This window comes from Cellulomonas sp. Root485 (assembly GCF_001426705.1).
Lineage (GTDB): Bacteria > Actinomycetota > Actinomycetes > Actinomycetales > Cellulomonadaceae > Cellulomonas.
Window position 1 is genome coordinate 336,482 of record NZ_LMFC01000004.1, and the last position, 25,144, is coordinate 361,625.

Below are 25,144 nucleotides of genomic sequence, written 5' to 3' on the forward strand. Positions count from 1 at the left end.
GCCCGCCCGACTGACGGCGGACGCAAGCCTGCCCGACTGGCAGCCGGCGCGAGTCCGCCCGTTCCCGTAGGGGCAGGCGGGGGACGTGATCCCCTGCACGCACGAGCCGCCCGTTCCTGTGGGAGCGGGCGGCTTCGTCGATGAGCCGCCCGCGACCTGCGCGGATACGCTGCACACGACCTGAGAGGCGGTGTGGCGATGGAGCACGACGAGCTTGTCAGTGCGCTGCTCGCGCTGCGCGAACGGGTCGCGGAGCTGCGCCTGCCGCTCGAGACCGCCGCGGCGCCGGACGCGCGGGCGGATCGCACGCGTGTCCTGGACCAGCTCGACGACTACCTGCTGCCCCGGCTGCGGGACCCCGGCGCCCCCGTGCTCGTGGTCGTCGGCGGCTCCACCGGTGCAGGCAAGTCCACGGTGGTCAACTCGCTGGTGGGCGCGGAGGTCAGCCCGTCGGGGGTCCTGCGCCCCACCACCCGCTGGCCGGTGCTCGTGCACCACCCGCTGGACGTGCGGTGGTTCAGCTCCGACCGCGTGCTGCCGTCGCTGTCCAGAGCGGACGCGGCGGGGGAGCAGGGCCTGACCGGTGCTCGGCCGGGGCTCCGGCTGGTCGCGTCCGAGGCGGTGCCGGTGGGCCTCGCGCTGCTGGACGCCCCCGACGTCGACTCGGTCGAGGAGGGGAACCGTGTGCTGGCCGCGCAGCTGCTCGGTGCGGCCGACGTGTGGCTGTTCGTCACGACCGCCGCGCGGTACGCCGACGCCGTGCCGTGGGAGCTGCTGGCCGACGCCGCGCGCCGCGGGACGCACCTCGCTCTCGTGCTCGACCGGGTGGATCCCGGCGCCGAGACGGCGGTGGGCGACCACCTGCGGCAGATGCTCGCCGACGCGGGGCTGGCCTCCGCCACGGTGATCGTCGTCCCGGAGGTCGAGCTGGAGGACGGGCTGCTGCCCGAGGCGGCGATCGGCCCGATCGCCGACGTCCTCACCCGGACCGCGACAGATCCGGCCGTCCGAGCCGCGGCACTGGCCGAGACGTGGGACGGCGCCGTGACGGATGTGTCCCGACGTGCGCTCGACCTGGCGGCGGCCGCCGACGAGCAGCAGGCGGCGGACGCGCGGCTGCGCGCAGCGGTCACCGCGGCGTACGCGACGGCGTCGGACCAGATCGCCCACGCGACGTCCGACGGGTCGCTGCTGCGCGGCGAGGTGCTGGCCCGGTGGCAGGACGTCGTCGGCACCAGCGAGTGGTTCCGGTCGCTGGAGCAGGGGGTGTCCCGGCTGCGGGACCGCGTCGTCGGCTTCGTGCGCGGTCGCCGTCCGGCCGAGCCGGCGCTCGTCGAGGCTGTCGCGCACGGCCTGTCCGCAGTCATCCAGGACGCCGCCGAGGAGGCCGCCGAGACGGCGCACTCGGCGTGGCGTCACGACCCGGCCGGCCGGGCACTGCTGGACGGGCTGGCGCTCTCCCGGGCGTCGTCGGACCTGCGGTCGCGCACGGCCGAGCAGGTGCGGGCGTGGCAGGGCGACGTGCTCGGCCTGGTCGAGACGGAGGGCGCCGACCGGCGCACGACCGCGCGGGCGCTCTCGTACGGCGTCAACGGGCTCGGTGCCGTCCTGATGGTCGCGGTGTTCGCATCGACCGGCGGTCTGACGGGCGCCGAGGTCGGCATCGTCGGCGGGTCGGCACTGCTCGCGCAGCGGGTGCTGGAGGCGGTGTTCGGCGACGAGGCGGTCCGCCGGCTGACGCTGGAGGCGCACACGCGGCTCGCCGTCCGCACGGACGCGCTGCTGGACGAGGAGTCGTCGCGGTTCACCCGTCAGCTGGACGCCGCGGGCGCCGCGAGCCGCGACGGTGACGATCTGCGCGCGGCAGCCGGCCGGGTGCAGTCCGCGATGGCGTCTCGGACCGCAGCGACCGCCTGGGGAGCCGGCGAGCTCCCGGCCGGCGGCGGCGGGCACCTGCGCGGGACGGGCGCCGTCGCTGGGTCCGTCGAGGTCGCCGAGACCGAGCAGCCGGAGCGCACCCGGTGGTGGTCACGCTGGTGGCGGTGAACCGGGGGACCGGGTCGTCCGGCACGCTGCGCGCACGGGTCGCGGCCCTGGACGAGGCGGTCGGGCTCGCGCGGGGACGTCTGCCCGACGCCACTCTCGACGTGCCCGCCGCGGTGGTGGCCCGCGCCCGCGACCGTGCAGCGCTGTCCGGGGAGTACACCGTGGTGGCTCTCGCGGGCGCGACGGGATCCGGGAAGTCGTCCCTCCTCAACGCGCTCGCGGACGCGCACATCGCCGAGCCCGGTGTCCGCCGCCCGACCACCGGGCACCCGGTGGCTGTGATCGTCCCCACGAAGGGCACCGGGACGGAGCACGGCGCCGACGAGCTCCTCGACTGGCTCGACGTCCGCGACCGGCACGTGGCCGGCAGCCGCGCCCTGCAGGAGTCCGCGACGGGCCTCGTGCTCCTGGACCTGCCCGATCACGACTCCGTCGTCACCGAGCACCGCGCGATCGCCGAGCGCCTGTACGAGCGGGTGGACCTCCTGGTGTGGGTGGTGGACCCGCAGAAGTACGCGGACGCGGCCCTGCACGCCCGGTACCTGCGCGGCCTGCGCGACCACGCGGGCGTCGTGGTCCTCGTGCTCAACCAGGCGGACCGGCTGGCTCCCGCCGAGCAGCGTGCGATGGTCGCGGACCTGCAGCGGCTCGCGACCGAGGACGGGTTGGGTGGATCGCCGGTGCTCGCCGTGAGCGCGTCGACGGGGGCAGGGGTCACCGAGCTGCGCGACCTGCTGGCCCGGGCCGCGCAGCGACGGCTCGCGGCGACGGAGCGGGTGACCGGCGACGTGCGGCAGGCCGCGCGGGCGTTGGTGGATGCCTGCGGCTCACCACCGGACGCGCGGCGGGAGGTCGGTGCCGCCGCCGCGCTGGTGCGCGCGTGGGAGGGCGCGGCAGGCGTGGACGAGGTCGCCGACGCCGTGCGGCGCTCGACCAAGCGGTCGGCGCGGGCCGCGACCGGCTGGCCGGTGACGCGATGGGTCGCCCGGCTGCGACCCGACCCGCTGCGGCGCCTGGGCCTCGGGAAGGAGCGCGTGCAGGCAGGCCAGGACGACCTGCTGCGCTCGTCCCGGTCTGCTCCTGCCGCGGGCGAGCGGTCTGCCGCCCTCAGCGCGGTGCGCTCGTACGTCGACGCCGCGACCGCCGGGGCACCCGACCACTGGGTGCTCGCCGCCCGGTCCCGCGCCGCCGACGTGCCCCTGGACGACGTGCTGGACCGGACCGTCGTGCGCGTCCCGCTCGGCAACGCCCGGGTGCCGTGGACATGGCGGTTGTTGGCGTTCCTCCAGTGGGTGCTGCTCGTCGTGGCGGCAGCGGGGCTGCTCTGGCTCCTGCTGCTCGCCGGTCTCGCCTGGCTCCAGCTGCCCGCGCCGGAGACCCCGATGTGGTGGGGGTTCCCCGCGCCGACGCTCCTGCTGCTCGGGGGAGTGCTCGCGGGGGTGCTCGTCGCGGGGCTCGGCTGGCTGCTCGGTGTCCTCGCCGGCCGACGTCGGGCGGCCAGGGCGCGTCGGAAGCTGGGTGCCTCGGTGGCTCAGGCCGTGCACGACCACGTCATCGGGCCCGTGGCCGCGGAGATGGACGCGCTCGCCCGGTGCCGGTCGGCGGCGTCCCAGGCTGCGGCCTGAGCGCTCCTAGGATCGGGCGCATGACCCGCCTCGAGATCCCGGTGCAGCTGCGCTGGTCGGACATGGACGCCTACCAGCACGTGAACAACGTGGAGATGCTCCGGCTGCTGGAGGAGGCCCGGATCGAGGCCTTCTGGAGCCATCCGGTGGCACCCGACGGCAGCCGCGTCGAGAGCGCGTTCCCCACCGCCGTCATCGACGCCGGCCCGGGTGCGGAGGTCTCGACGCTCGTCGCGCGCCAGGAGATCGAGTACCTCAAGCCGCTCGGCTACCGCCGCACGCCGGTGATCGTGGAGATGTGGCTGGGCCACCTGGGCGGCGCCAGCCTGGACGTCTGCTACGAGGTGCGCGACGCGGGCGACGTCGGTCCTGAGCGCGTGACGTACGCGCGGGCGCTCACCACGCTCGTCCTCGTCGACAACGCGACGGGGTCGCCGCGTCGCATCGGCCCGGAGCAGCGGGAGGCGTGGTCCGCGTTCCTGGAGGAGCCGGTCACGATCCGCCGGAGGCGCTGACGCCCCGGTCGGTGCGCGCCCGCTCGGCCGTCTCGGCGGCCCGCGCGATGTTCCGCTGCATGCCGCCGAAGACGATCCCGTGGAACGGGTACACCGACCACCAGTAGACCTGCCCGAGCAGCCCCTTCGGGTGGAACAGGGCGCGCTGGGCGAACACCGTCTCGTCGGGACGCTCCGTCGGCTCGACGCGCAGCTCCAGCCACGCGAGCCCGGGGACGCGCATCTCCGCACGCAGCCGGATCAAGGTCCCCTCCTCGATCTCCTCGACGCGCCAGAAGTCCACGGCGTCGTCCACCAGGAGCTGCAGCGGGTCGCGGCGGCCGCGGCGCAGGCCCGGTCCACCGACGAGCCGGTCCGCGAGCCCCCGGACGCGCCACGCGAGCCCCCACGAGTACCAGCCACGTTCGCCACCGACGGCCTCCAGCACCCGCCACAGCGCCGCCGGGGACGCGTCGACGGTGACCTTGCGCTCGTCGACGAACAGCGACCCGCCGGCCCAGTCGGGGTCGCCCGGCAGCGGGTCGCTGGGTGCTCCGGGGACGGCTGCGGAGGACCAGCGGGTGGTGACGGCGGCGTCCTGGACCCGGCGCAGCGCGAGCCGCACGGCGCGGTCGAAACCGATCAGCCCGTCGGGCGGGTCGGGCACGTGCTCGGCGATGTCGTGCTCGTCGCACACCACCTCGTGCACCAGCGACTCGACCAGGGGGCGGGCCAGGCCGCCGGGTACCGGTGTCACCAGAGACACCCAGAGGGAGGACAGCTTCGGGGTCAGCACCGGCACCCCGACGATGATGCGCCGCTTGAGCTCGGCCGCCTCCGCGTACCGCTGCATCATGTCGCGGTAGGTCAGCACGTCGGGTCCGCCGATGTCGAACCCGCGGCTCACGTCGGGGTCCATGGACGCCGAGCCGACGAGGTAACGCAGCACGTCCCGGATCGCGATGGGCTGGATGCGGTTCTCCACCCACTTCGGGACGGTCATCGCAGGCAGCCGCTCGGTGAGATAGCGCATCATCTCGAAGGACGCGGACCCCGACCCGAGGATGACCGCCGCCCGCAGAACGGTCGTCGGGACGCCGCTGGCCAGCAGGATCTCGCCGACCTCGGTGCGGGACTCGAGGTGCGGGGAAAGGTCCTCGCCCTCGGGGTAGAGACCGCCGAGGTACACGATGCGGCCGACCCCGGCCTCGCGGGCGGCCTGCCCGAACACGAGCGCGGTGTGCCGGTCCGTCGACTCGAAGCGACGTCCGGAGCCGAGCGAGTGGATGAGGTAGTACGCGATCTGCGTCCCGTCGAGCGCCGCCCGGATCTGCTCCGGCTCGGCTGCGTCGGCCGCGACCACCTCGATGTCGCCGTACCAGTCCCTGCCGCGCAGCCGGTCGGGGTGCCGGGCGATCGCGCGCACCCGGTAGCCCGCCGCGAGCAGCTCGGGCACCAGGCGGCCGCCCACGTACCCGGTGACACCGGTGACCGCCACGAGCGGCGCGTCGGGACGGGGTCGGCCGTCGGCGCCGAGGCCCGGGACCAGACCCGGCAGGGTGTCCGCCACGGGGGCAGGCAGGAGGTCGTCGACAGAGGTGGCCATCTGCGCAGTCTGCGGTGCCCGACGGCGACGCGCACCCGGTCGGACCGGATCCTCAGCCGTCGCTCAGCATCGCGAGGGTCTCCCGCTCGGCGACGGCCTGCGACCGGGTGGCGCGGATCATCGTGCCCCGCTGCCACAGCTCGATCACCCGAGGGTCGATGTACGACGAGCGGCACACGGCCGGGGTGTTCCCGAGCTCCTCGGCGACGTCGCGCACCACCTGCGTCACCGCACGCGTGCGGGCACGCTCGCTGGCCGGGGGCGGACCCACGTCCGCCAGACCCCGGGCGGCCAGCACGGTCGCGTGCCACGTCCGGAAGTCCTTCGGCGTCGCGTCCTCGCCCAGCCGTGCCTTGACGTAGGCACCGACGTCCGCGCTGGTCACGTCGTGCCACGCGCCGTCGTCGTCGCGCCAGGCGAGCAGCTCGGGCCCCTCGTCCCGCCGCCGGGTCAGGGTCCGCACGATCGTGGCGACGTCGTCGTCCTCGACGACGGTGTCCCGGACCTGGCCCGACTTCGCCGGGAAGTTCAGGTGCACGCGTCCGGGATCCCCGTCGCTCTCGGGCGCCAGGACGCGCACGTGGGAGCGCAGGAGGGTCGCCAGCCCGTACGAGCCGTGCTGCAGCGCGTACCCCTCGCCGCCCACCCGCAGGTAGGCCAGGTCGAGCAGCCGGAAGGCGAGGGCGAGCACCTTCTCCTTCGGCATCCCCTCGAGAGCGAGGTCCGCGCGGACCCGACGCCGGGCCGCGGGGAGGCGGCGGGCGACGTCGAGCACGTGGTCGTGCTTGAGGCGGCCGCGGCGCAGCGTCCACTGCTGGTGGTAGAGGTACTGACGCCGCTCGGCGTCGTCGAGCCCGGCGGCCTGGATGTGGCCGTTCGGCCACGGGCTGATCCAGACCTCCCGCCACGCGGGCGGGATGGCGAGCGTGGTGATCCGTTCGAGGTGCTCCTCGTCGACGATCCGGACCTTGTCGAGGTCGAGATAGACGAACCCCCGGCCGGCGCGACGTCGCGACCAGCCGGGGGCGTCGATGCGGACGCGGCGCAGGCGGACCATGCGGGCAGTGTCGCCCGCGCGATGCCGGACCGCGCGTCGAGCGGGAGTCAGTCGGGAAAGCGGACCATGCCTTCCTGCGCGACGGATGCGACGAGCGTCCCGTCCTGCGTGAACACCCGGGCGGCACCGAGCCCGCGTCCGCCCTGCGCGCTCGGCGTCGACTGGACGTACAGCAGCCAGTCGTCGACCCGGACGTCGCGGTGCCACCACATGGCGTGGTCGAGGCTGGCGATCGACAGGCCACGTGTCCGCCACGACCGGCCGGCCCGTCGCAGGATCGGCTCCAGCATGACCTGGTCGCACGCATAGGCGAGCAGCGCCCGGTGCAGCAGCTGGTCGTCGGGCAGCGGGCCGCGCGACCGGAACCACACCGCCTGCTGGCCGACGGCCTCCCTCGGCGGGTCCAGGTAGATCGCGCCGCCGACGTGACGGACGTCGAACGCGGCCTCCTGCGTCCAGAACCTGGCGACGGGGTGGTCGATGCCGCCGAGCAGGTCGTGCGCCGACCGGACCTCGTCCGGTCCGGGGATGCCGGTCGGCATCGGGTCGGCGTAGTCGATTCCGGGCTGGTCCTCCTGGAAGGACGCGATCATCGACAGGATCGCCTCACCGCCCTGCAGGGCGTGCGTGCGGCGGGCGCTGAACGAGCGGCCGTCCCGGAGGCGCTCGACGGCGAACGTGATCGGTTCGCGGACGTCGCCGGCGCGCAGGAAGTACCCGTGCAGGGAGTGCGGCAGCCGGGAGTCGGGCACCGTGCGTCCCGCGGCGAGGAGCGCCTGCGCGAGCACCTGACCGCCGAACACCCGTCCGCGCGGCTGCGGCAGGCTGCGCCCGCTGAACAGGTCGGGGGTGGTGGGGTCGTCCTCGAGCCGGAGGATGTCGAGCACGGAGGCGGTCGGGTCGGGCTCGGTCGTCATGGACGGCAGCGTCTCACGACGCCAGCGGCCGACGGGCCTCGAGAAAGCGTGACGTCGGTCGCTCAGTCGTCGAACGTGTTGAGCATCGAGAACGCCGCCCGCTCCAGGTAGTCCCAGAGCTGCGCCTGGTGCATAGGGGCCAGGTCGAGGCTGTCGACGGCGGCGCGCATGTGCAGCAGCCACCGGTCGCGGGCCTCGGGGTTCACCTTGAACGGTGCGTGCCGCATGCGCAGGCGCGGGTGCCCGCGCTCGTCGGAGTAGGTGGTGGGCCCGCCCCAGTACTGCTCGAGGAACAGGGTCAGCCGCTCGGCGGCGGGGCCGAGGTCCTGCTCCGGGTACATCGGTCGCAGCACCGGGTCGTCGGCCACGCCGCGGTAGAACTCGTCGACCAGCCGGACGAACGTCTCGTGCCCGCCGATCGCCGCGTAGAAGGAGTCGGATCTCACGCGGCCATCCTCACACGCGCGTCAGAGGCCGAGCTCCTCCAGCACGGGGAGGCCGGCGCGGACGACGGCTCGCGCGTCGGCGGCGCTGGACGCGGCGAGCGCCAGCTGCGCGAGGCGGCGGCACTCGTCGAGCGGGGTCACCGCCAGCAGCGCCGCGACGTCGGGCAGCGCGCGGGGCGTCATGGACAGGGACGAGACCCCGAGGCCGACGAGGACCGCCGCGAGCGCGGGGTTGGCGGCGGCCTCGCCGCACACGCCCACCGGCCGGCCCTGCTGGGCACCCCCGTTGCAGGCCGCCGCGACGAGGTGCAGGACGGCCGGCTGCCACGGGTCGGACAGCTCCGCGACGGCGCCGAGCAGACGGTCGGCCGCCATCGCGTACTGCGTGAGGTCGTTGGTGCCGATGCTCGCGAACGCGGCGTGCGCCAGGATCGGCCCCGCCAGCAGCGCTGCGGAGGGCACCTCGATCATCACGCCGGCGACGGGCAGCCCGTGGGCGGTGCACGCGGCGACGAACTGCTGGGCCTCGTCGACCGTCGAGACCATCGGTGCCATCACCCAGACGTCGGCGGTCTCGGCGGCAGCGGCGCGCGCGATCGCCGTGAGCTGGTCGTCGAGCACCTCCGGGTGCCGGGTTGCGGTGCGCAGGCCACGGACGCCCAGCGCGGGGTTGACCTCGGCGTCGCCGGCGAGGAACGGCAAGGGCTTGTCCGCGCCCGCGTCGAGCGTGCGGACCACCACCTTGCGACCGGGGAAGGAGGCCAGCACGCGGCGGTAGGCGCTGACCTGCTCGTCGATGCTCGGGGCCTCGTCACGGTCGAGGAACCCGAACTCGGTCCGGAACAGCCCGATGCCCTCCGCACCCGCGGCGGCGGCCGGCGCCGCGTCGGCGGGGTCGCCCACGTTGGCCAGCAGCTCGACGTGGTGGCCGTCGGCGGTGTGCCCGTGGCCGTCGAACGTCCGCACCTGCGCAGCGAGCGCGAGCGCGGCCAGGACCTGCTCCTCCGTCGGGTCGACGGTCACCGTCCCGGCAGACCCGTCGACCAGCACCAGGCCCTCGGCCAGCACGGCCGCCTCGGCACCGCGGGCCGCCACGACCGTCGGGATGCCGCGGGCGCGCGCGAGGATCGCGGTGTGCGACGTGGGCCCGCCCGTCCCCGTCACGATCGCGAGCACCCGCTCGGTGTCGAGCGTCGCGACGATCGCGGGGGCCAGGTCCGCCGCCACCAGCACGAACGGCGCCTCGTGCGCGGGGACGCCCGGTGCGGGGCGGCCGGTGAGCTCGGCGACGAGCCGGTCGCGGACGTCGGCGATGTCCCGGGTGCGCTCCGCGAAGTAGCCGCCGAGCGCCTCGAACTGCGCGGACACCGCCTCGGCGGCCTCCCACACGGCGCGCTCGGGCACCAGCCGGTCGTCGACGACGCGCTGCTCGGCGTCCGCCACGAGCGTCGGGTCCGCGGCGATCGCCGCGGTCGCGTGCAGGAGGTCGGCGCTCTCGCCCTGGGCGCGGTCGGCAGCCGCGTCGAGCGCGGCGCGGACCACCTCGGAGGCTGCGCCGATCCGCTTCGACACGGCGGCGTAGTCGGTGCCGGGCGGAAGGCGCCGACCCGAGGGCGGCTCGGCGATCGGGTCGGGCATGAGCACCGCGGGCGCGACGACGCGGCCGGGGCTCACCCCGATCCCGGTGATGACCGTGGGGGATGCTGCGTGCACCGGACTCACCTCGGGGGACCTCCTCGTCGACCTGACGGCAGTGTGGTCCCTCGACGTCCACGGACGCCAGCCGGGCGCGGGCTGTGAGCGGCGTCTCAGGGTTAGGCTTGCCCCCGGACGCAGACGGCGCCGACGGAGTGGGGAGTTCCATTGAGCAAGGCAGAGCAGATCCTCGCAGCGCTGGGCGGCGACGCGAACGTCGTCGACCTCGAGCCGTGCATCACCCGGCTCCGCGTCGAGGTCAGTGACGCCCATCTGGTCGACGAGGTGGCGCTCAAGGCCAGCGGTGCGTTCGGCGTGGTGCGGTCGGGCCGCATCGTCCAGGTGATCGTCGGCCCGGAGGCGGACAACCTCGCCGCTGAGCTCGACAGCCTGCGCTGACCGGCCGCCGCGGCCCCGGGGTGTGACCGATGACCACCCTGCGGCTGCTCAGTCCCCTGACCGGGGTCGTCCGGCCCGTGTCCGCGGTCCCGGATCCCGTGTTCGCCGAGGGCATGGTCGGTCCCGGCCTCGCGCTGGAGCCGCAGCACGTCCAGCACCAGACCGTGGTCGCGCCCGCCGACGGGGTCGTGGGCGCCCTGCACCCGCACGCCTTCGCGCTCGAGCTCGGTGAGCGCCGCACGATCCTCGTCCATCTCGGCATCGACACCGTCGGCCTCGCCGGGCAGGGCTTCACGCTGCACGTCGACGGCGGGCAGACCGTGCGCGCGGGGGACCGGCTGGTGACCTGGTCGCCGGTCGACGTGTCCGCCGCCGGGCTGGCGACGATCTGCCCCGTCGTCGCGCTCCAGGCCGACCCAGATCTGCTGACGTACCTGGTGGCCGACGGCGAGACCGTCCAGGCCGGGGAGCCGTTGCTCGACTGGGCCTGACCCCCGCTTGCCGTGCGCCGACGACGGCGGCACGGTGGAGTCGAGCACGGGAGGTTGCGATGGCAGAGCTGCTGGTCGACTTCATCACCTCGCTCGACGGGTACGCGTCGGCGGAGGGCTGGCCGGGCTGGTGGGGTCTCGAGGGCCCCGAGTACCTGGACTGGCTCACCCAGTCACCCGAGGGCGAGTGGACGATCCTGATGGGCGCCACCACGTACCGGCTCATGTCGCAGTTCGCGGCGGCGGGGGAGGAAGGCGCCGACGTCCTGGGCGGCATGCCGAAGGTGGTGTTCTCCTCCACCCTCACCCAGCCGCTGACCTGGGCGAACACCACCCTCGTCCGGGGCGATGCCGTCGACGTGGTCCGGTCCATGAAGGCCGACGGCGACCTTCCCGGCCTGCGGACGATCGGCAGCCTCATGCTGTGCCGGACCCTGCTGGAGGCGGGCCTCGTCGACCGGTTCCGCGTCGTCATGTTCCCGGTGATCACCGGCCGGACCGGGGCCGAGCGGATCTACGACGGCTACCCCGACGTCGGGCTGGAGATGGTGGACAGCCGGACGTTCGACGGGAAGATCCAGCTTGTCGAGTACGTGCCGACGATCCTCGACGGTCCGCCCGGCCAGTAGCCGGTCAGCGCTCCTCGGCCGGGGCGGGCTCCTCCGTCGGCACCGGCTCGTCGCCCGTCGCCGCGACCCGGGCGTCACGGTTGCTGACGACGTCGTCGATCGGGGTGTTCCGCGGGTCCCGCGGAGTGGTCTCGTCCTGGGGGGCGATGGCCGCCCGGTGCGTCGCCATGAGGTCGCGCTGGCCGGCCAGCGGCACGTCCGCACGTTCGAGCGCGTCCCGCGTCGCGGTCCGCAGCTCACGGGCCACCTCCCACTGCATGGCCGGCGACGTCTTCACCTTGAGCCGCAGCGTCACGGCGTCGGCGCTCAGTCGCTCGATGCCGGTGATCGTCGGCTCCCCGAGGACGTGCGCGCCCACCACCGGGTCCTTGACGACGCGCGACGCGGCCTCCGCCAGCAGCGCGCGGACCTGGTCCAGGTCGGCGAAGTAGTCGACGTCGATCTCCACGACCGCCGTCGCCCAGCCCTGCGTCTTGTTGCCGACGCGCAGCATCGTCCCGTTGGGGACGTACCAGAGCGTGCCGTCGGAGTCGCGGATCTTCGTGATCCGCAGCGTGACCGCCTCGACGGTCCCGTTCGCCGGGCCGACGTCCACCACGTCACCGACGCCGTACTGGTCCTCCAGCAGCATGAACAGGCCGGTGAGGAAGTCCTTGACCAGGCTCTGCGCGCCGAAGCCGAGCGCAACGCCGATGACCCCGGCGGACGCGATGAACGGGGCCAGGTTCACGCCGAGCTCGGCGAGGATCAGGAAGAACGCGATCCCGCCGACGATGATCGTGGAGGTCGAGCGCAGCACCGACCCGAGGGTCCGCGCGCGCTGGGCGCGACGTGCGCTCGACAGCGGGTTCGCCTTCGCGAGGACGTTGCCGACCTCGGACTCGCCGATCGGGCGCAGGATGCCGCGGTCGAGGAACGGCGTGCCCTCCGCGACGTGGTTGGTGATGGTGCGGATGGACCGCCGGAGCAGGAACAGCACGATGCTGCTGATCGCGACGATGAGGATGATCCGCAGCGGCAGGCCGACGAACCAGTCCCACCACGTGCTCGGCGGGGGGATGTCCTTGTCCAGGATGCTCGTCGTCTCCGACGGGTCGGGCGTCGCAGCGCTCGTCATGCGTCACCCCGTGCGAGGCCCGTGCGGTCCGCGACGAACTGCAGCTGCTCGACGGTGAGTGCGATGGTCCGCGACAGGGCACGGCCGCCGTGGCCGACCCCGCGCTCGCGCCGGACCAGGACGGGCCGGTCGCTGCTGGTCGCGGCCTGCAGTGCCGCGGCGAGCTTGCGCGCGTGCAGCGGGTCGACGCGCGTGTCGCCCTCGAACACCGTGAAGAGCGTCGCGGGGTAGGCGGTGCCGTCCACCACCCGGTGGTAGGGCGAGTAGCCGAGCAGCCAGCCGAGCTCCGTGGGGTCGTCGGCGTCGCCGTACTCCTCGGTCCACGTGACGCCGAGGCCGAACCGCTGGTAGCGGACCATGTCGAGCAGCGGGGCCGAGCACACGACGGCCGCGAACAGGTCCGGTCGCTGCGTCAGGGCCGCGCCCACCAGCAGGCCGCCGTTGGAGCCGCCCCAGCACGCCAGCTGGTCCGGGGTGGTCCAGCCCTGCGCGACGAGGTGGTCGCCGACGGCGTGGAAGTCGTCGAACACGTTCTGCTTGTGCGCCCGCATGCCCGCGCGGTGCCACTCCTCGCCCTCCTCGCCACCGCCGCGCAGGTTGGCGACGACGTACACGCCGCCCGCCTCCACCCACGCGAGCGTCGTCGCGGAGAACGCGGGGTCGAGCGAGATCTGGAACCCGCCGTAGCCGTAGAGGATCGTCGGCGCCGTGGCGAGCGGACGGCCGTCGTCGTCGAGCGCGTCGGTGCGCGCGACGACGAACGCGCGGACGGTCGTGCCGTCGAGGCTGGTGACCTCGATCTGCTGGGCGCGCACGTCGGGCAGGTCGGCGACCAGACCGGGAGGTGCCGCCCAGAGGGTCGTGCGGCCGGTGCGTGCGTCGAACCGGTGCACGCTGGTCGGCGACGTGTGGTCGGCGTACGAGAACCAGACCTCGGGACCGCCGTCGGGGTGCGTCGCGAGTCCGGAGATGGAGCCGAGGCCGGGCAGCGCGAACACGTCCGGGCGGCGCTCGCCCGTGCGCGGGTCGTGCACGCTGACCTCGGACACCGCGTGCCGGCGCCACGACGCCAGCAGCAGCGTCGGTGTCGTGTCCGCGCCGCCGCCGTCGATGAACGCGACGTCCTCCAGGACGGCGGTCGGGTCCTCCGCCAGCAGGGTGGTCCAGTGCTCGACGCCCGGTGCGGTGGGCTCCGTGACCGCGATCCGTCCCCGTGGCGCATCCAGGTCGGTGTGCACGTACAGCCGGCCGTCCCGGGCGACCCACGCGCCGCTCTGGGCGTCGAGGCCGACGGCGACGTCGACGAACGACGGCGTCTCGAGCCCCGACGCCGTGAGGTCCGCGATCCACACGTCGGTGCGCGGAGCGGTCCCCGCCGAGGCGGAGACGATCAGCCAGCGCCCGTCACGGGAGACCGACACGCCGTAGTAGTTGGTGTGGTCGAGGCCTGCCCCGAAGACCTCCACGTCGTCGCTCGCCGGGGTGCCCAGACGGTGCAGCCAGATGCGGCGGTGGTACTGAGCCTCGTCCTGCGGCAGCTCCTCCGGGGGGAGCCGGCGGACGTAGTAGAACGCCTCGCCGCCCGGCAGCCACGCCACCGGGGAGTACCGCGCCCGGTCGATCGGACCGTCGACCAGCTCACCGGTGGCCACGTCCAGCACGTGCAGCACGCTCTCCTCCGTGCCGCCCGACGACACCTGGTACGCCACCAGGTGACCCTCCTTGGACGGCTGCCACGCGTCGAGCGTCGTGGTGCCGGCGGGGTCGATCGCGATCGGGTCCAGCAGGACGCGTTCGGTGTCACCGTCGACCACCACGACGACCGCGTGCTCCTGGTCGCCGACCCGGCGCGAGAAGAACCGGCGGTCGCCGCGCCACGCGGGCGGGCTGACGAAGCCGGCACCGAGCAGGGCGCTCAGCCGGTCGGTCAGGACCTCGGTGGCGAACGGGCCGGCGGTGCCGAGCGACGTGCGGTACTGCACGTACAGGTCGTCCTGCGCGGTCGACCACGCCTCGGTCTCGTCGGACCCCGCGTCCTCCAGCCCGCGGAACGGGTCGGCGACGCGGTGCCCGTGCAGGTCCTCGACCAGATCGGTCCGAGGGGCGGCCGGGTACGTGCGCAGAGCGGGTGCGGTCATGGTCCGCAAGGCTACGACGCGCACCGACGAGGGTGCGCGAGTGACGCGATCGGGAGCGTCTGTCCTGCGTGCGCGCGTGATGCTCTGGCAGGATCGGCGTGTGGCAGACGACCCGGGTACCGCGTCCGACGCCCTCCTGCGCCTCGCGGGGGCCTACGGGGTGGTGCCGGACCACTGGGACTTCCACGGGCAGAGCCGCCGCGCGTCGGCCGCCACCCTGCAGGGGGTGCTGGGGGCGCTCGGCGTCGACGCGTCCTCCCCGGAGCGTGTCGACCTGGCCATCGCCCACGTCGAGGACATGCCGTGGCGCCGCGTGCTGCCGCCGGTGCTCGTGGTCCGGGAGGGCCGCCAGGCGCACGTGGCGGTGCACGTCACGCACGAGGACCCTGTCGAGGTGTGGATCGAGCTGGACCCCGAGGTCGGCGGCGGTCGGCGGGAGGTCGCGCAGGCCGACGTGCCCGTCGAGCCCCGGACCGTCGACGGGCGGCTGGTCGGGCGCGCCACGTTCACGCTGCCCACGGACCTGCCGCTCGGCTGGCACGAGATCGTCGCCGAGGGACCGAGCGCCAGCGCGCACAGCCCCCTGGTGGTGACGCCGTCCCACCTGGAGCTTCCCGAGGCGCTGCGCGAGCGGCGGGCGTGGGGGCTCATGGCCCAGCTCTACTCGGTGCGGTCGCGCGCGTCGTGGGGAGTCGGTGACCTGGCGGACCTCGCCGAGATCGGCTGGCTCGCCGGGCGCGAGCTCGACGCCGACTTCCTGCTCATCAACCCGCTGCACGCCGCCGAGCCGACGGTCCCGCTCACGCCGTCGCCGTACCTGCCGACGACGCGCCGCTTCGTGAACCCGCTCTACATCCGCGTCGAGGACGTCCGCGAGGCGGGCTACCTGTCGTCGGCGGACCGCACGCTGGTGGAGTGGGCGTCCGAGCCGGTGCTGGCCACCGACGACGACGCCGGCCCGATCGACCGCGACGCCGCATGGACCGCGAAGCGCGCCGCGCTCGAGGTCGTCTTCGCCGCCCCGCGGTCGGCCGCCCGGCAGGCCGCGTTCGACGCGTTCGTCGACCAGGAGGGCTTCGGGCTGGAGACGTTCGCGCTGTGGTGCGCTCTCGCCGAGAAGTACGCCGACGTCACGCCGTGGCCGGCCGCCGCCCTCGACCCGTCGTCCTCGCTGGTCGCCGAGCTCCGCGTCGAGCTGGCGGAGCGGGTCGAGTTCCACCTGTGGCTGCAGTGGGTGGCCGACGAGCAGCTCGCCGCGGCACAGCGGGCCGCCCTCGACGGGGGCATGGCGCTGGGCATCATGCACGACCTCGCCGTCGGGGTGCACCCGCAGGGCGCCGACGTGTGGGCGCTCGGCGACGTGCTCGCCCGCGGCGCCACGGTGGGAGCGCCGCCGGACATGTACAACCAGCAGGGGCAGAACTGGTCGCAGCCGCCGTGGCGGCCCGACGCCCTCGCGCGGGCCGCGTACAAGCCGTACCGGGACATGCTGCGCACGGTGCTCCGGCACGCGGGCGCCATCCGCATCGACCACGTCATCGGGCTCTTCCGTCTCTGGTGGATCCCCGAGGGCGCCGACTCCGCCGACGGCGCGTACGTCCGGTACGACCACGAGGCGCTCGTCGGCATCCTGGCGCTCGAGGCGCACCGGGCCGGCGCCGTCGTCATCGGCGAGGACCTGGGCGTCGTCGAGCCGTGGGTGCGGGACTACCTGTCGGAGCGCGGGATCCTCGGCACCTCGGTGCTCTGGTTCGAGCGCGACATGCACGGCGCCCCGCTCGCGCCCGAGCACTACCGTCCGCTCGTCCTGGCCACGGTGACGACGCACGACCTGCCCCCGACCGCGGGATACCTGGCCGGCGAGCACGTGGCCATCCGCGAGCGCCTCGGCCTGCTGACGGACCCGGTGGCGGTGGTCCGTGCGGCGGCGCTGGCCGAGAAGGACCAGATGCTCGGCGCCCTGCGCGACCGTGGCCTGGTGGGCGACGACCCGTCGGAGCGCGAGATCGTCGAGGCGCTGCACCGCTACGTCATGGCGACCCCGTCCGTGCTGGTCGGGGTCTCGCTGGCCGACGCGGTGGGGGAGCGGCGCGCGCAGAACCAGCCCGGGACCGACCAGGAGTACCCGAACTGGAAGGTGCCGCTGGCGGACAGCTCCGGCCGGGTCGTGCTGGTGGAGGACCTGTTCACCAACCAGCGGCTGCGGTCGCTGGCGGCCGTCCTCAACAGCGGAGCATGACCGGGCAGCTCCGCCGGGTGCGCGTCGTCGGGACCTCGGGCTCCGGGAAGACCACGTTCGCCGGTCGCCTGGCTGCGCGGCTCGGGGTGCCGCACCTGGAGCTGGACGAGGTGTTCTGGGACGCCGGCTGGACCAAGCGCGACCCGGACGAGGCGCGCTCCTTGATCCGTGCGTTCGTGGCGTCGGCGGAGCACGGGTGGGTGACCGACGGCAACTGGACGACCGGGACCGAGGGACTCCTGGAGGACGCCGACGCGTTCGTCTGGCTCGACTACCCCCGCCGGACAGTGATGTCGCGCGTGGTCCGACGGACCGTGCGCCGCGGGCTGCTGCGCACCGAGCTGTGGCACGGCAACCGCGAGAACCTGCGCAACGTGCTGAACGCCGACCCGGACCAGAACGTGGTGCTGTGGTCATGGACGTCGCACGCCCGCAACCGGACCCGCTACTCGGCGCTCGCCACGCAGTCCCCGATCCCGGTGGTCCGACTGCGCAGCCCGCGCGAGGCGGCCCACTGGCTGGACCAGGTCTGACCAGCGCCGCGCGGCGGCCGGGTGGCCGCCGCGCGGTGAGTCAGGCGCGGCTGAGGTCTGCCTGCTGTGCGGCCAGCGCGCGGCGGACACCGTCGCGGGACTCCAGCACCAGCCGGCGCAGCGCCGAGGGGGCGTCCGGGTGGCCGTCGAGCCAGGCGTCGGTCGCGCCCAGCACGTCCACCGATGCGTCGTCGGCCAGCTCGGTCGGGTACAGGCCGACGACGATGTTCTGCGCCATCTCGCTGGTCTTGTCCGCCCACACGGACTCGAGCCCGGCGAAGTAGGGCTCGACGAACGGCACGAGCAGCGAGCGGTCGTGCACGCGGCCGAACCCGGCGATCGTCGCGGCCTGGATCGCGTTGGGCAGACCGTCCTGGTCCACCACCGACGCCCACGCGGTCGCCTTGGCGGCGGGCGTCGGCACGGCGGCGCGCGCGGCGGCTGCGGCGCGCTGACCGGTCGCGGTGGCGTCGGCGGCCAGCTGGGCGGCGATGTCCGGGTCGCCCGCGCGGCCACCGGTCACCAGCGAGGTGAGCAGCTCCCAGCGCAGGTCGGTGTCGATCGACAGTCCCTCGAGCGTCGCCTGACCGTCCAGCAGGTCTCGGACGGCGTCCAGCTGCTCGCTGGTCGCGGCCCGTCCGGCGAAGGACTTCACCAGCTGCAGCTGCGTGTCGGAGCCGGCCTCGGCCGCGCGGGCGAGAGCGAGCAGGCGGTCGGCCGCCGCGATCTCGGTGGCGGAGCGGTGCTCGGGTGCCACGTACAGGTCGAGCGCCGTGGACAGCTGGCGCAGCAGCACGAGCACGACGGACGAGTCCGTCTCGTGCGCGATGTTGTTCAGCACCAGGTCGACGAAGTCCCGGGCGGGCGTCTCGCCGTCGCGGGTGGCGTCCCAGGCGGCGGTCCACACGAGCGTGCGGGGCAGCGAGTCGTCGAACTTGCCGAGGTGCTCGATCGAGGCGGCCAGCGACTGCTCGTCGAGGCGGACCTTGGCGTAGGCGAGGTCGTCGTCGTTGACCAGCAGGAGCGTGGGCCGCTGCGCGCCGACGAGCTGCGGGACCTCGGTGCGCGGGCCGTCGATGTCGAGCTCGACGTGCACGGTGCGGACGAGGCGGCCGTCGGACAGGTCGTAGCCGCCGATCGCGAGGCGGTGCGGGCGCTGCACCGGGTGCTCGGCGGGCACCTCCTGCAGGACGGCGAACGAGGTGATGAGTCCCGCGTCGTCGACCTCGAGCGACGGTCGCAGCAGGGTGACGCCCGCCTTCTCCAGCCAGAGACCGGACCACGCGGAGAGGTCGCGGCCGCTGGTGGCCTCGAGCTCGGTCAGGAAGTCGCGCAGCTCGGTGTTGCCCCACGCGTGCTTGGCGAAGTAGGCGCGGACGCCCGCGAAGAACTCGTCCTGGCCCACCCACGACACCAGCTGCTTGAGCACGCTCGCGCCCTTGGCGTACGTGATGCCGTCGAAGTTGACCTCGACGTCCTCCAGGTCGCGCATGTCCGCGACGATCGGGTGCGTGGAGGGCAGCTGGTCCTGCCGGTACGCCCAGTTCTTCTCCATCGAGGAGAACGTGGTCCACGCGCTGGTCCAGCGGGTGGCCTGCGCGGTGGCGAGCGTCGACATGTACTCCGCGAACGACTCGTTCAGCCACAGGTCGTCCCACCAGCGCATGGTGACCAGGTCCCCGAACCACATGTGCGCCAGCTCGTGCAGGATCGTCACGGCGCGGCGCTCGATGGTGGCCTCGGGCACCTTGGACCGGAAGACGTACGACTCGAGGAACGTCACCGCGCCGGCGTTCTCCATGGCCCCGGCGTTGAACTCCGGCACGAAGAGCTGGTCGTACTTGATGAACGGGTACGGGACGCCGAAGGCGCGCTCGTAGAAGTCGAAGCCGGCGCGCGTGAGGTCGACGATGTTGTCGGTGTCCAGGTGCTCGGCGAGCGAGCCGCGGCAGTAGACGCCCAGCGGGATGATGCGGCCGTCCTGGCTGGTGAGCTCGCGGTGCTCCGCGTGGTACGGCCCCGCGATGACGGCGGTGATGTACGACGAGATGCGCGGCGTGGTCTCGAACGACCACGTCGCCGTGCCCTTGTCGACGCCGCCGTTGAGGTTGGTGCCACCCTCGACGACGACGGGCATGCCCACCTGCGGGTAGTTCGACACGACGGTCCAGTGCGCCGGAGCCGTGACCGTGAACGTGAACGCTGCCTTGAGGTCGGGCTGCTCGAAGACGGCGAACACGCGCCGGGAGTCGGCCACCTCGAACTGCGAGTACAGGTAGACCTCGTCGTCCACGGGGTCGACGAAGCGGTGCAGCCCCTCGCCGGTGTTCATGTACGCGGCGTCGGCGACGACGACGAGCTCGTTGCTCGCGGCGAGGCCGTCGAGCTGGATGCGCGCGTCGGTGACGACCGCGGCGACGTCCAGCGACCGCCCGTTGAGCGTGACCTCGTGCACGGTCGGCGCTATCAGGTCGATGAACGTCGAGGCGCCCGGTGTCGCCGTGAACCGCACCACGGTGCGGGAGCCGAACGTCGTGGGACCGGTCGTGAGGTCCAGGGTGACGTCGTAGGACTCGGTGGCGACGACTGCGGCGCGCTCGCGCGCCTCTGCACGGGTGAGGTTCTCTCCAGGCACGCAGGTACTCCTCGGGACGCGATCGGGTGGGCTCTTGGCCGGGTCGATCATCGCACGCAGCGATGGGGGTCCTAAGGTCGACGCGTGCACGCGACCTACGACGCCGTCATCGTCGGCGGGGGCCACAACGGCCTGACCGCGGCGGCCTACCTGGCCCGCGCGGGGCGGACCGTCCTGCTGCTCGAACGGGCGGACCACCTGGGCGGTGCGACGCAGTCGGCGCGCGCGTTCCCCGGGGTCGACGCCAACGTGTCGCGGTACTCCTACCTGGTCTCGCTGATGCCGCGACAGGTCCGCGAGGAGCTCGGGCTGCGGGTCGAGCTGCGCCGCAGACGGATCTCCTCCTACACGCCGGCTCCCGACGGCGCAGGTCTGCTGGTCGACGCGGGCGACCGTCAGGGGACCGACGCCTCGTTCGCGTCCGTCGGCGCGGCCGGGGACGTTGCCGCCTGGCGGGAGCTGGCGTGGCGTACCGGCACGGTCGCGGCACGTCTCTTCCCGACGATGACCGAGCCGTTGATGTCCGCCGCGGACGCCCGCCGCCTGCTGCGCGAGGACGACTGGCGCGACCTGGTCGAGCGCCCGATCGGCGAGCTCGTGGACGCGTCGTTCGCCTCCGACCTGGTGCGCGGGGTCGTCCTGACTGATGCGCTCATCGGGACGTTCGCGCGTGCGCACGAGCCGGACGGGCGAGCCAACCGGTGCTTCCTCTACCACGTGATCGGCGGCGGCACGGGGGACTGGGACGTCCCCGTCGGTGGCATGGGCGCCGTGTCCGGAGCGCTGGAGGTGGCGGCCCGCGCGGGCGGTGCGGAGCTGGTCACGTCCGCCGACGTGGCAGCCGTCGACCCGGGTGGCGCGACGACCCCGGCTGAGGTGACGTGGTCCGACGCCGACGGGGTGACCCACCGGGTGGGCGCGCGGCACGTGCTCGCCGCGTGCGCTCCCGCCGTCCTCGACCGGCTGCTCGGCAGGCCTCCCGGACCGGCCCCCGAAGGGTCGCAGCTCAAGCTGAACATGCTGCTCACACGCCTGCCGCGGCTGCGCTCAGGGATCGACCCGGCCGTCGCGTTCGCCGGCACGTTCCACGTGCACGAGTCCGCGAGCGAGCTCGAGACCGCCTACCAGCAGGCCGCCGTCGGCACGATCCCGGACGTGCCCCCGGTCGAGACGTACTGCCACTCGCTGACGGACGACTCGATCCTCGGCGCCGAGCTCCGCGCGACCGGGCACCACACGCTCACGGCCTTCGGCCTGCACATGCCCGCGCGGCTCTTCGCGGCCGACCCCGACGGTGCGCGCGAGCGCGCGCTGGCCGCCACGCTGCGGTCCATCGACAGCGTCCTCGCGGAACCCCTCGAGGACTGCCTCGCCCGCGACGCGACCGGGGCGCCCTGCCTGGAGGTCCGCAGCCCCGTCGACCTGGAGGCGGACGTCGGCCTGCCCGGCGGCCACATCTTCCACCGCGACCTCGCGTGGCCCTGGGCCGAGCACGACGACGAGGTGGGGGCGTGGGGTGTCGAGACGGCCGACCCACGCGTCCTGATCGCCGGCGCAGGAGCCCGCCGCGGAGGCGGTGTCAGCGGCATCCCCGGTCGCGCCGCCGCGCTCGCGGTGCTCGGCACAGCCTGACGACCTGCGGGAATACTCGGGCGCGGCGCGATGGTTGCGCCAGGCACCGACATCTCTGGAGGACTCTGTGACGAGCACGCCCACCGCCCGCCCCGTCGTCGACTTCTGGTTCGACCCGGCCTGTCCGTGGGCGTGGATGACGTCCCGCTGGATGGACGAGGTCGCCGCGATCCGCGACGTGGACGTCCGCTGGCACGTCATGAGCCTGTCCGTGCTGAACGAGAAGCGCGACGACCTGCCGGAGCGGTACCGCGACCTCATGGACGAGGGCTGGGGACCGGTGCGCGTCATCATCGCCGCCGCGCGCGACCACGGTGAGCAGGTCATCAAGCCCCTCTACGACGCGATGGGCACGCGGCGCCACCCCGGCGGTCGCACGGACACCGCCGCGATCATCGCCGAGTCGCTGGCCGAGGTCGGTCTTCCGGCAGAGCTGGCGGCCGTCGCCGGCACCGAGGAGGTCGACGCGCTGCTGCGCGAGTCGCACGGCGAGGGCATCTCGCTCGTCGGCGACGACGTGGGCACCCCGGTCGTCGCCATCGACGGCGTCGGCTTCTTCGGTCCGGTCATGACGCCCGCCCCTACAGGCGACGCCGCCGGTCGCCTGTTCGACGGTCTGGCCCTGATGACGAGCGTCCCCGGCTTCTACGAGCTCAAGCGCTCGCGGACCGCCGGCCCGTCGTTCTGAGCATCCGACCAGGAAGATTGGCCCGTCCGGTTCGTCCCGTGTGATCCTGGTCGCCGACTCCGCCCCGGACGGGGCGGGTCGGCGACCCCCACGGGGAGGAACGGAGCAGCATGACCTCGGCGCGCACGATCCGGCTCTTCGTCATCGTCGACGCGGTGCTGGTGCTGCTCCTGCTGATCATGGCGATCGTCTACCTGAGCAATGACGGCGGAGGCGACGACGGCTCGGACGACGCGACCGCCGGGGCGAGCGCGTCGAGCACCCCGACGTCGAGCTCGTCGTCCTCGTCCACGGAGCCGGTCGCGTTCGCGCTGCCCAGCGGCAACATCGCGTGCACGATGTCCGTCGACGGCGTGACCTGCACCATCGCCAGCTACACGTACGCACCGCCGGTCGTCGCAGGATGCACGGAGGTGACCGGCCACGTGATCGTCCTGAACGCGGACGGTGTCGCGTTCGACTGCGTGAGCGGGCCGGCGCCTGCGGTCGCGGGCGACGACGTCCCCGTCCTCGAGTACGGGATGACCACGAGCGTCGGCGACTACACGTGCCGCAGCGCGACCGACGGCGTGCAGTGCGTCGACGGGTCGGGTACCGGCTTCCAGCTGGCGCGCGCCTCGTGGTCCGAGCTGCCGGCCTGACGCCGGCCGCCCGGACCAGGAGGGTTCACCAGATGCGGACGCGCTCCTCGGGGGCGAGGTACAGGGCGTCACCCGGCTGCACGTCGTAGGCCGCGTAGAACTCGTCGACGTTGCGCACCACACCGTTGCAGCGGAACTCGTTCGGGGAGTGCGGGTCCATGGCGAGCCGCCGGATCAGCTCCTCGTCGCGACCCTTCGACTGCCAGACCTGCGCCCAGCCGAGCAGCACGCGCTGCGCGCCCGTCAGCCCGTCGATCACGGGGGCGTCCTCGAGCGGGGTGCCGAGCGCGATCCGGTAGGCCGTGAACGCGATGGACAGCCCGCCGAGGTCGCCGATGTTCTCGCCGATGGTGAGCTCGCCGTTCACGTGGTGCGACCCGTCCAGCTGGACCGGGGAGAACTCCGCGTACTGGTCGATCAGCGCCTTGGTGCGCGACTCGAACTCGGCGCGGTCGTCGGCCGTCCACCAGTCCTCGAGGCGCCCGTCGCCGTCGTACTTGGACCCCTGGTCGTCGAACCCGTGGCCGATCTCGTGGCCGATCACGGCGCCGATCCCGCCGTAGTTGACGGCGTCGTCGGCATCCGCGTCGAAGAACGGCGGCTGCAGGATGGCGGCCGGGAACACGATCTCGTTCAGCCCGGGGTTGTAGTAGGCGTTGACCGTCTGCGGGGTCATGAACCACTCGTCGCGGTCGATCGGCTTGCCGATCTTGCCGAGGTCGCGGTCCTGCTCGAACGCGTACGCGCGGCGCACGTTGCCCAGCAGGTCGTCCGCCGACACGACGAGCGTCGAGTAGTCGCGCCAGCGGGCGGGGTACCCGATCTTCGGGGTGAACGCCTCGAGCTTGGCCAGTGCCTTCGCGCGTGTCTCCTCGCCCATCCAGTCCAGCTGCGAGATGGACTCGCGGTACGCGGCGACCAGGTTGGCCACCAGCCCTTCCATCCGCGCCTTGTGCGCCGCCGGGAAGTGCCGCTCGACGTAGACCTTGCCGACGGCCTCGCCGAGCACGCCCTGGACCAGCGAGACGCCGCGCTTCCAGCGGTCGCGCAGCTCCTGTGCGCCGGTGAGCGTCCGGCCGTAGAAGTCGAAGTTCGCCTCGACGAGCGCGTCGCTCAGGTACGGCGCCCGGTCGGAGATGACGTGATAGCTGAGCCACGCCTTCCAGTCCTCCAGCGGCTCGCTCGCCCAGAGCGCGGCGAACGCCTCCGCGAAGGACGGCTCGCGCACGACGAGGTGGTCGAACGCCGCGGCGGGCGCCCCGAGCGCCAGCACCCAGGAGTGCCAGTCGAACCCGGGGGCGCGCTCGGCCAGCGCGGTGAGGGTCAGGGCGTTGTAGGTGAGGTCGGCGTCCCGGTCCGTGACGACGTCCCAGTGCCCCGCGGCCAGCGAGGTCTCCAGGGCCACGACGCGACCGGCGAGCTCGTCGGCCTGCGCCTCGTCCGCTGCGGCTCCGCCCAGCAGCAGCATGCGGGCGACGTGCGGGCGGTACGCGGCGAGCACCGGCGCGTACTGCTCGTCGCGGTAGTAGGCCTCGTCCGGCAGACCCAGGCCGCCCTGCGCGAGGTGGACCACGTAGCGGGTGGGCTCCTTGGCGTCGTTGTCGACGTAGAACCCGACGGCACCGCCGGCCCCGGTGCGCTGCAGTGCCCCCAGCGCCCCGGTGAGCTCGGCCTGCGTGGTCGCCGCCTCCACGAGCGCGAGATCGGTGCGCAGCGGCGCGATGCCGGCGGCCTCGACGGCTTCCGTGTCCATGAACGACGCGTAGACGGCGCCGACCTTCGCCTCGACGGGGTCCGTGGAGGTCCCCGCAGCGGCGGACGCTCCGGCGTCGGCGATGATGTCGCGGACCTGCTCCTCCGCGTGGTCGTGCAGGGCGCGGAACGCTCCGTCCATCGCGCGGTCCGCGGGGATCACGTGCGCCGCGAGCCAGCGGCCGTTCACGTGGGCGTAGAGGTCGTCCTGGGGGCGGACGTCGGGGTCGAGTGCGGACAGGTCGATGCCACTGCGCGTCATGCGCACAGCCTACGGACGGGTAGCTCTGCTCTGCCGACGCTTACGCCCAGGGCTGACGACCGCCTGCCGGACTGCCGACGCGGCGCCCCGGGGGTGGTGCGG

General features: G+C 73.8%; 20 protein-coding genes. 11 read left to right on the plus strand and 9 right to left on the minus strand.

Features of this window, described 5'->3' with window-relative positions; genetic code table 11:
* The first annotated feature begins 198 nt into the window (after nt 1-198).
* The 3 genes from ASD16_RS19110 to ASD16_RS19120 are packed head-to-tail and all read left to right on the plus strand — an operon-like array spanning nt 199 to nt 4,186.
* Nucleotides 199-2,046, plus strand: a complete 1,848-nt coding sequence (locus ASD16_RS19110; RefSeq protein ID WP_055921477.1) for a dynamin family protein — start codon at nt 199-201, stop codon at nt 2,044-2,046.
* Complete coding sequence (locus ASD16_RS19115) at nt 2,043-3,671, plus strand: GTPase (protein ID WP_235523427.1); 1,629 nt, start codon at nt 2,043-2,045, stop codon at nt 3,669-3,671. The genes ASD16_RS19110 and ASD16_RS19115 overlap by 4 nt, the downstream gene beginning before the upstream one ends.
* A 20-nt stretch (nt 3,672-3,691) precedes the next feature.
* Nucleotides 3,692-4,186 carry a thioesterase family protein gene (locus ASD16_RS19120; RefSeq protein WP_055921479.1) on the plus strand — a complete coding sequence of 165 codons (495 nt, stop codon included), beginning with the start codon at nt 3,692-3,694 and terminating at the stop codon, nt 4,184-4,186.
* Here ASD16_RS19120 and ASD16_RS19125 read toward each other — a convergent pair.
* The 5 genes from ASD16_RS19125 to ptsP all read right to left on the minus strand — a co-directional run bounded on the left by ASD16_RS19125 (nt 4,164) and on the right by ptsP (nt 9,904).
* Nucleotides 4,164-5,771, minus strand: coding sequence for an SDR family oxidoreductase (locus ASD16_RS19125; RefSeq protein WP_082570997.1), 1,608 nt, complete (start codon nt 5,769-5,771; stop codon nt 4,164-4,166). The two genes, ASD16_RS19120 and ASD16_RS19125, sit on opposite strands and share 23 nt — an antisense overlap.
* 52 nt (nt 5,772-5,823) lie before the next feature.
* Nucleotides 5,824-6,828 (minus strand): DNA topoisomerase IB, encoded by a 1,005-nt coding sequence (locus tag ASD16_RS19130; protein ID WP_055921481.1) that lies wholly within the window; start codon nt 6,826-6,828, stop codon nt 5,824-5,826.
* 47 nt (nt 6,829-6,875) lie between these two features.
* Nucleotides 6,876-7,745, minus strand: coding sequence for an acyl-CoA thioesterase II (locus tag ASD16_RS19135; RefSeq protein WP_055921484.1), 870 nt, complete (start codon nt 7,743-7,745; stop codon nt 6,876-6,878).
* A gap of 62 nt (nt 7,746-7,807) precedes the next feature.
* The gene (locus tag ASD16_RS19140) at nt 7,808-8,191 is read right to left on the minus strand and encodes a globin (protein WP_055921487.1); all 384 of its coding nucleotides are present in this window, start codon (nt 8,189-8,191) and stop codon (nt 7,808-7,810) included.
* 21 nt (nt 8,192-8,212) lie between these two features.
* A complete protein-coding gene (gene ptsP, locus ASD16_RS19145; RefSeq protein WP_055921490.1) occupies nt 8,213-9,904 on the minus strand; it encodes a phosphoenolpyruvate--protein phosphotransferase in 1,692 nt (563 codons plus the stop codon).
* A 150-nt stretch (nt 9,905-10,054) separates the two neighbouring features.
* Between ptsP and ASD16_RS19150 the strand changes: the two genes are divergently transcribed.
* The 3 genes from ASD16_RS19150 to ASD16_RS19160 are packed head-to-tail and all read left to right on the plus strand — an operon-like array spanning nt 10,055 to nt 11,405.
* A complete protein-coding gene (locus tag ASD16_RS19150; protein ID WP_055921493.1) occupies nt 10,055-10,285 on the plus strand; it encodes a glucose PTS transporter subunit EIIB in 231 nt (76 codons plus the stop codon).
* 29 nt (nt 10,286-10,314) lie between these two features.
* Nucleotides 10,315-10,776: a PTS glucose transporter subunit IIA gene (locus ASD16_RS19155; protein ID WP_055921496.1), complete on the plus strand. Its 462-nt coding sequence runs from the start codon at nt 10,315-10,317 to the stop codon at nt 10,774-10,776.
* 59 nt (nt 10,777-10,835) lie between these two features.
* Nucleotides 10,836-11,405 (plus strand): dihydrofolate reductase family protein, encoded by a 570-nt coding sequence (locus ASD16_RS19160; RefSeq protein ID WP_055921499.1) that lies wholly within the window; start codon nt 10,836-10,838, stop codon nt 11,403-11,405.
* Nucleotides 11,406-11,409: 4 nt separating this feature from the next.
* On the opposite strand, the gene ASD16_RS19165 is transcribed toward ASD16_RS19160, so the two are convergent.
* Nucleotides 11,410-12,522 (minus strand): mechanosensitive ion channel family protein, encoded by a 1,113-nt coding sequence (locus ASD16_RS19165; RefSeq protein WP_055921501.1) that lies wholly within the window; start codon nt 12,520-12,522, stop codon nt 11,410-11,412.
* Nucleotides 12,519-14,660 carry a prolyl oligopeptidase family protein gene (locus ASD16_RS19170; protein WP_055921504.1) on the minus strand — a complete coding sequence of 714 codons (2,142 nt, stop codon included), beginning with the start codon at nt 14,658-14,660 and terminating at the stop codon, nt 12,519-12,521. Before ASD16_RS19170 ends, ASD16_RS19165 begins: the two co-directional genes overlap by 4 nt.
* Nucleotides 14,661-14,739: 79 nt before the next feature.
* On the opposite strand from ASD16_RS19170, the gene malQ reads away from it, so the two are divergent.
* Nucleotides 14,740-16,899, plus strand: a complete 2,160-nt coding sequence (gene malQ, locus ASD16_RS19175) for a 4-alpha-glucanotransferase (protein WP_055921798.1) — start codon at nt 14,740-14,742, stop codon at nt 16,897-16,899.
* On the plus strand, nt 16,896-17,432 hold the full coding sequence (locus tag ASD16_RS19180; protein ID WP_055921507.1) for a toxin: 537 nt from the start codon (nt 16,896-16,898) through the stop codon (nt 17,430-17,432). The genes malQ and ASD16_RS19180 overlap by 4 nt, the downstream gene beginning before the upstream one ends.
* Before the next feature lie 40 nt (nt 17,433-17,472).
* Here the strand turns inward: ASD16_RS19180 and pepN are convergent, their stop codons facing one another.
* A complete protein-coding gene (gene pepN, locus ASD16_RS19185; RefSeq protein WP_055921510.1) occupies nt 17,473-20,067 on the minus strand; it encodes an aminopeptidase N in 2,595 nt (864 codons plus the stop codon).
* An 84-nt stretch (nt 20,068-20,151) separates the two neighbouring features.
* On the opposite strand from pepN, the gene ASD16_RS19190 reads away from it, so the two are divergent.
* The 3 genes from ASD16_RS19190 to ASD16_RS19200 all read left to right on the plus strand — a co-directional run bounded on the left by ASD16_RS19190 (nt 20,152) and on the right by ASD16_RS19200 (nt 23,028).
* On the plus strand, nt 20,152-21,699 hold the full coding sequence (locus ASD16_RS19190; RefSeq protein WP_055921516.1) for an NAD(P)/FAD-dependent oxidoreductase: 1,548 nt from the start codon (nt 20,152-20,154) through the stop codon (nt 21,697-21,699).
* Between the two features lie 67 nt (nt 21,700-21,766).
* On the plus strand, nt 21,767-22,387 hold the full coding sequence (locus tag ASD16_RS19195) for a hypothetical protein (protein WP_055921519.1): 621 nt from the start codon (nt 21,767-21,769) through the stop codon (nt 22,385-22,387).
* A gap of 110 nt (nt 22,388-22,497) precedes the next feature.
* Nucleotides 22,498-23,028 carry a hypothetical protein gene (locus tag ASD16_RS19200; protein ID WP_055921523.1) on the plus strand — a complete coding sequence of 177 codons (531 nt, stop codon included), beginning with the start codon at nt 22,498-22,500 and terminating at the stop codon, nt 23,026-23,028.
* A gap of 25 nt (nt 23,029-23,053) precedes the next feature.
* Here the strand turns inward: ASD16_RS19200 and ASD16_RS19205 are convergent, their stop codons facing one another.
* On the minus strand, nt 23,054-25,042 hold the full coding sequence (locus tag ASD16_RS19205; protein ID WP_055921525.1) for a M13 family metallopeptidase: 1,989 nt from the start codon (nt 25,040-25,042) through the stop codon (nt 23,054-23,056).
* Between the last annotated feature and the right edge of the window lie 102 nt (nt 25,043-25,144).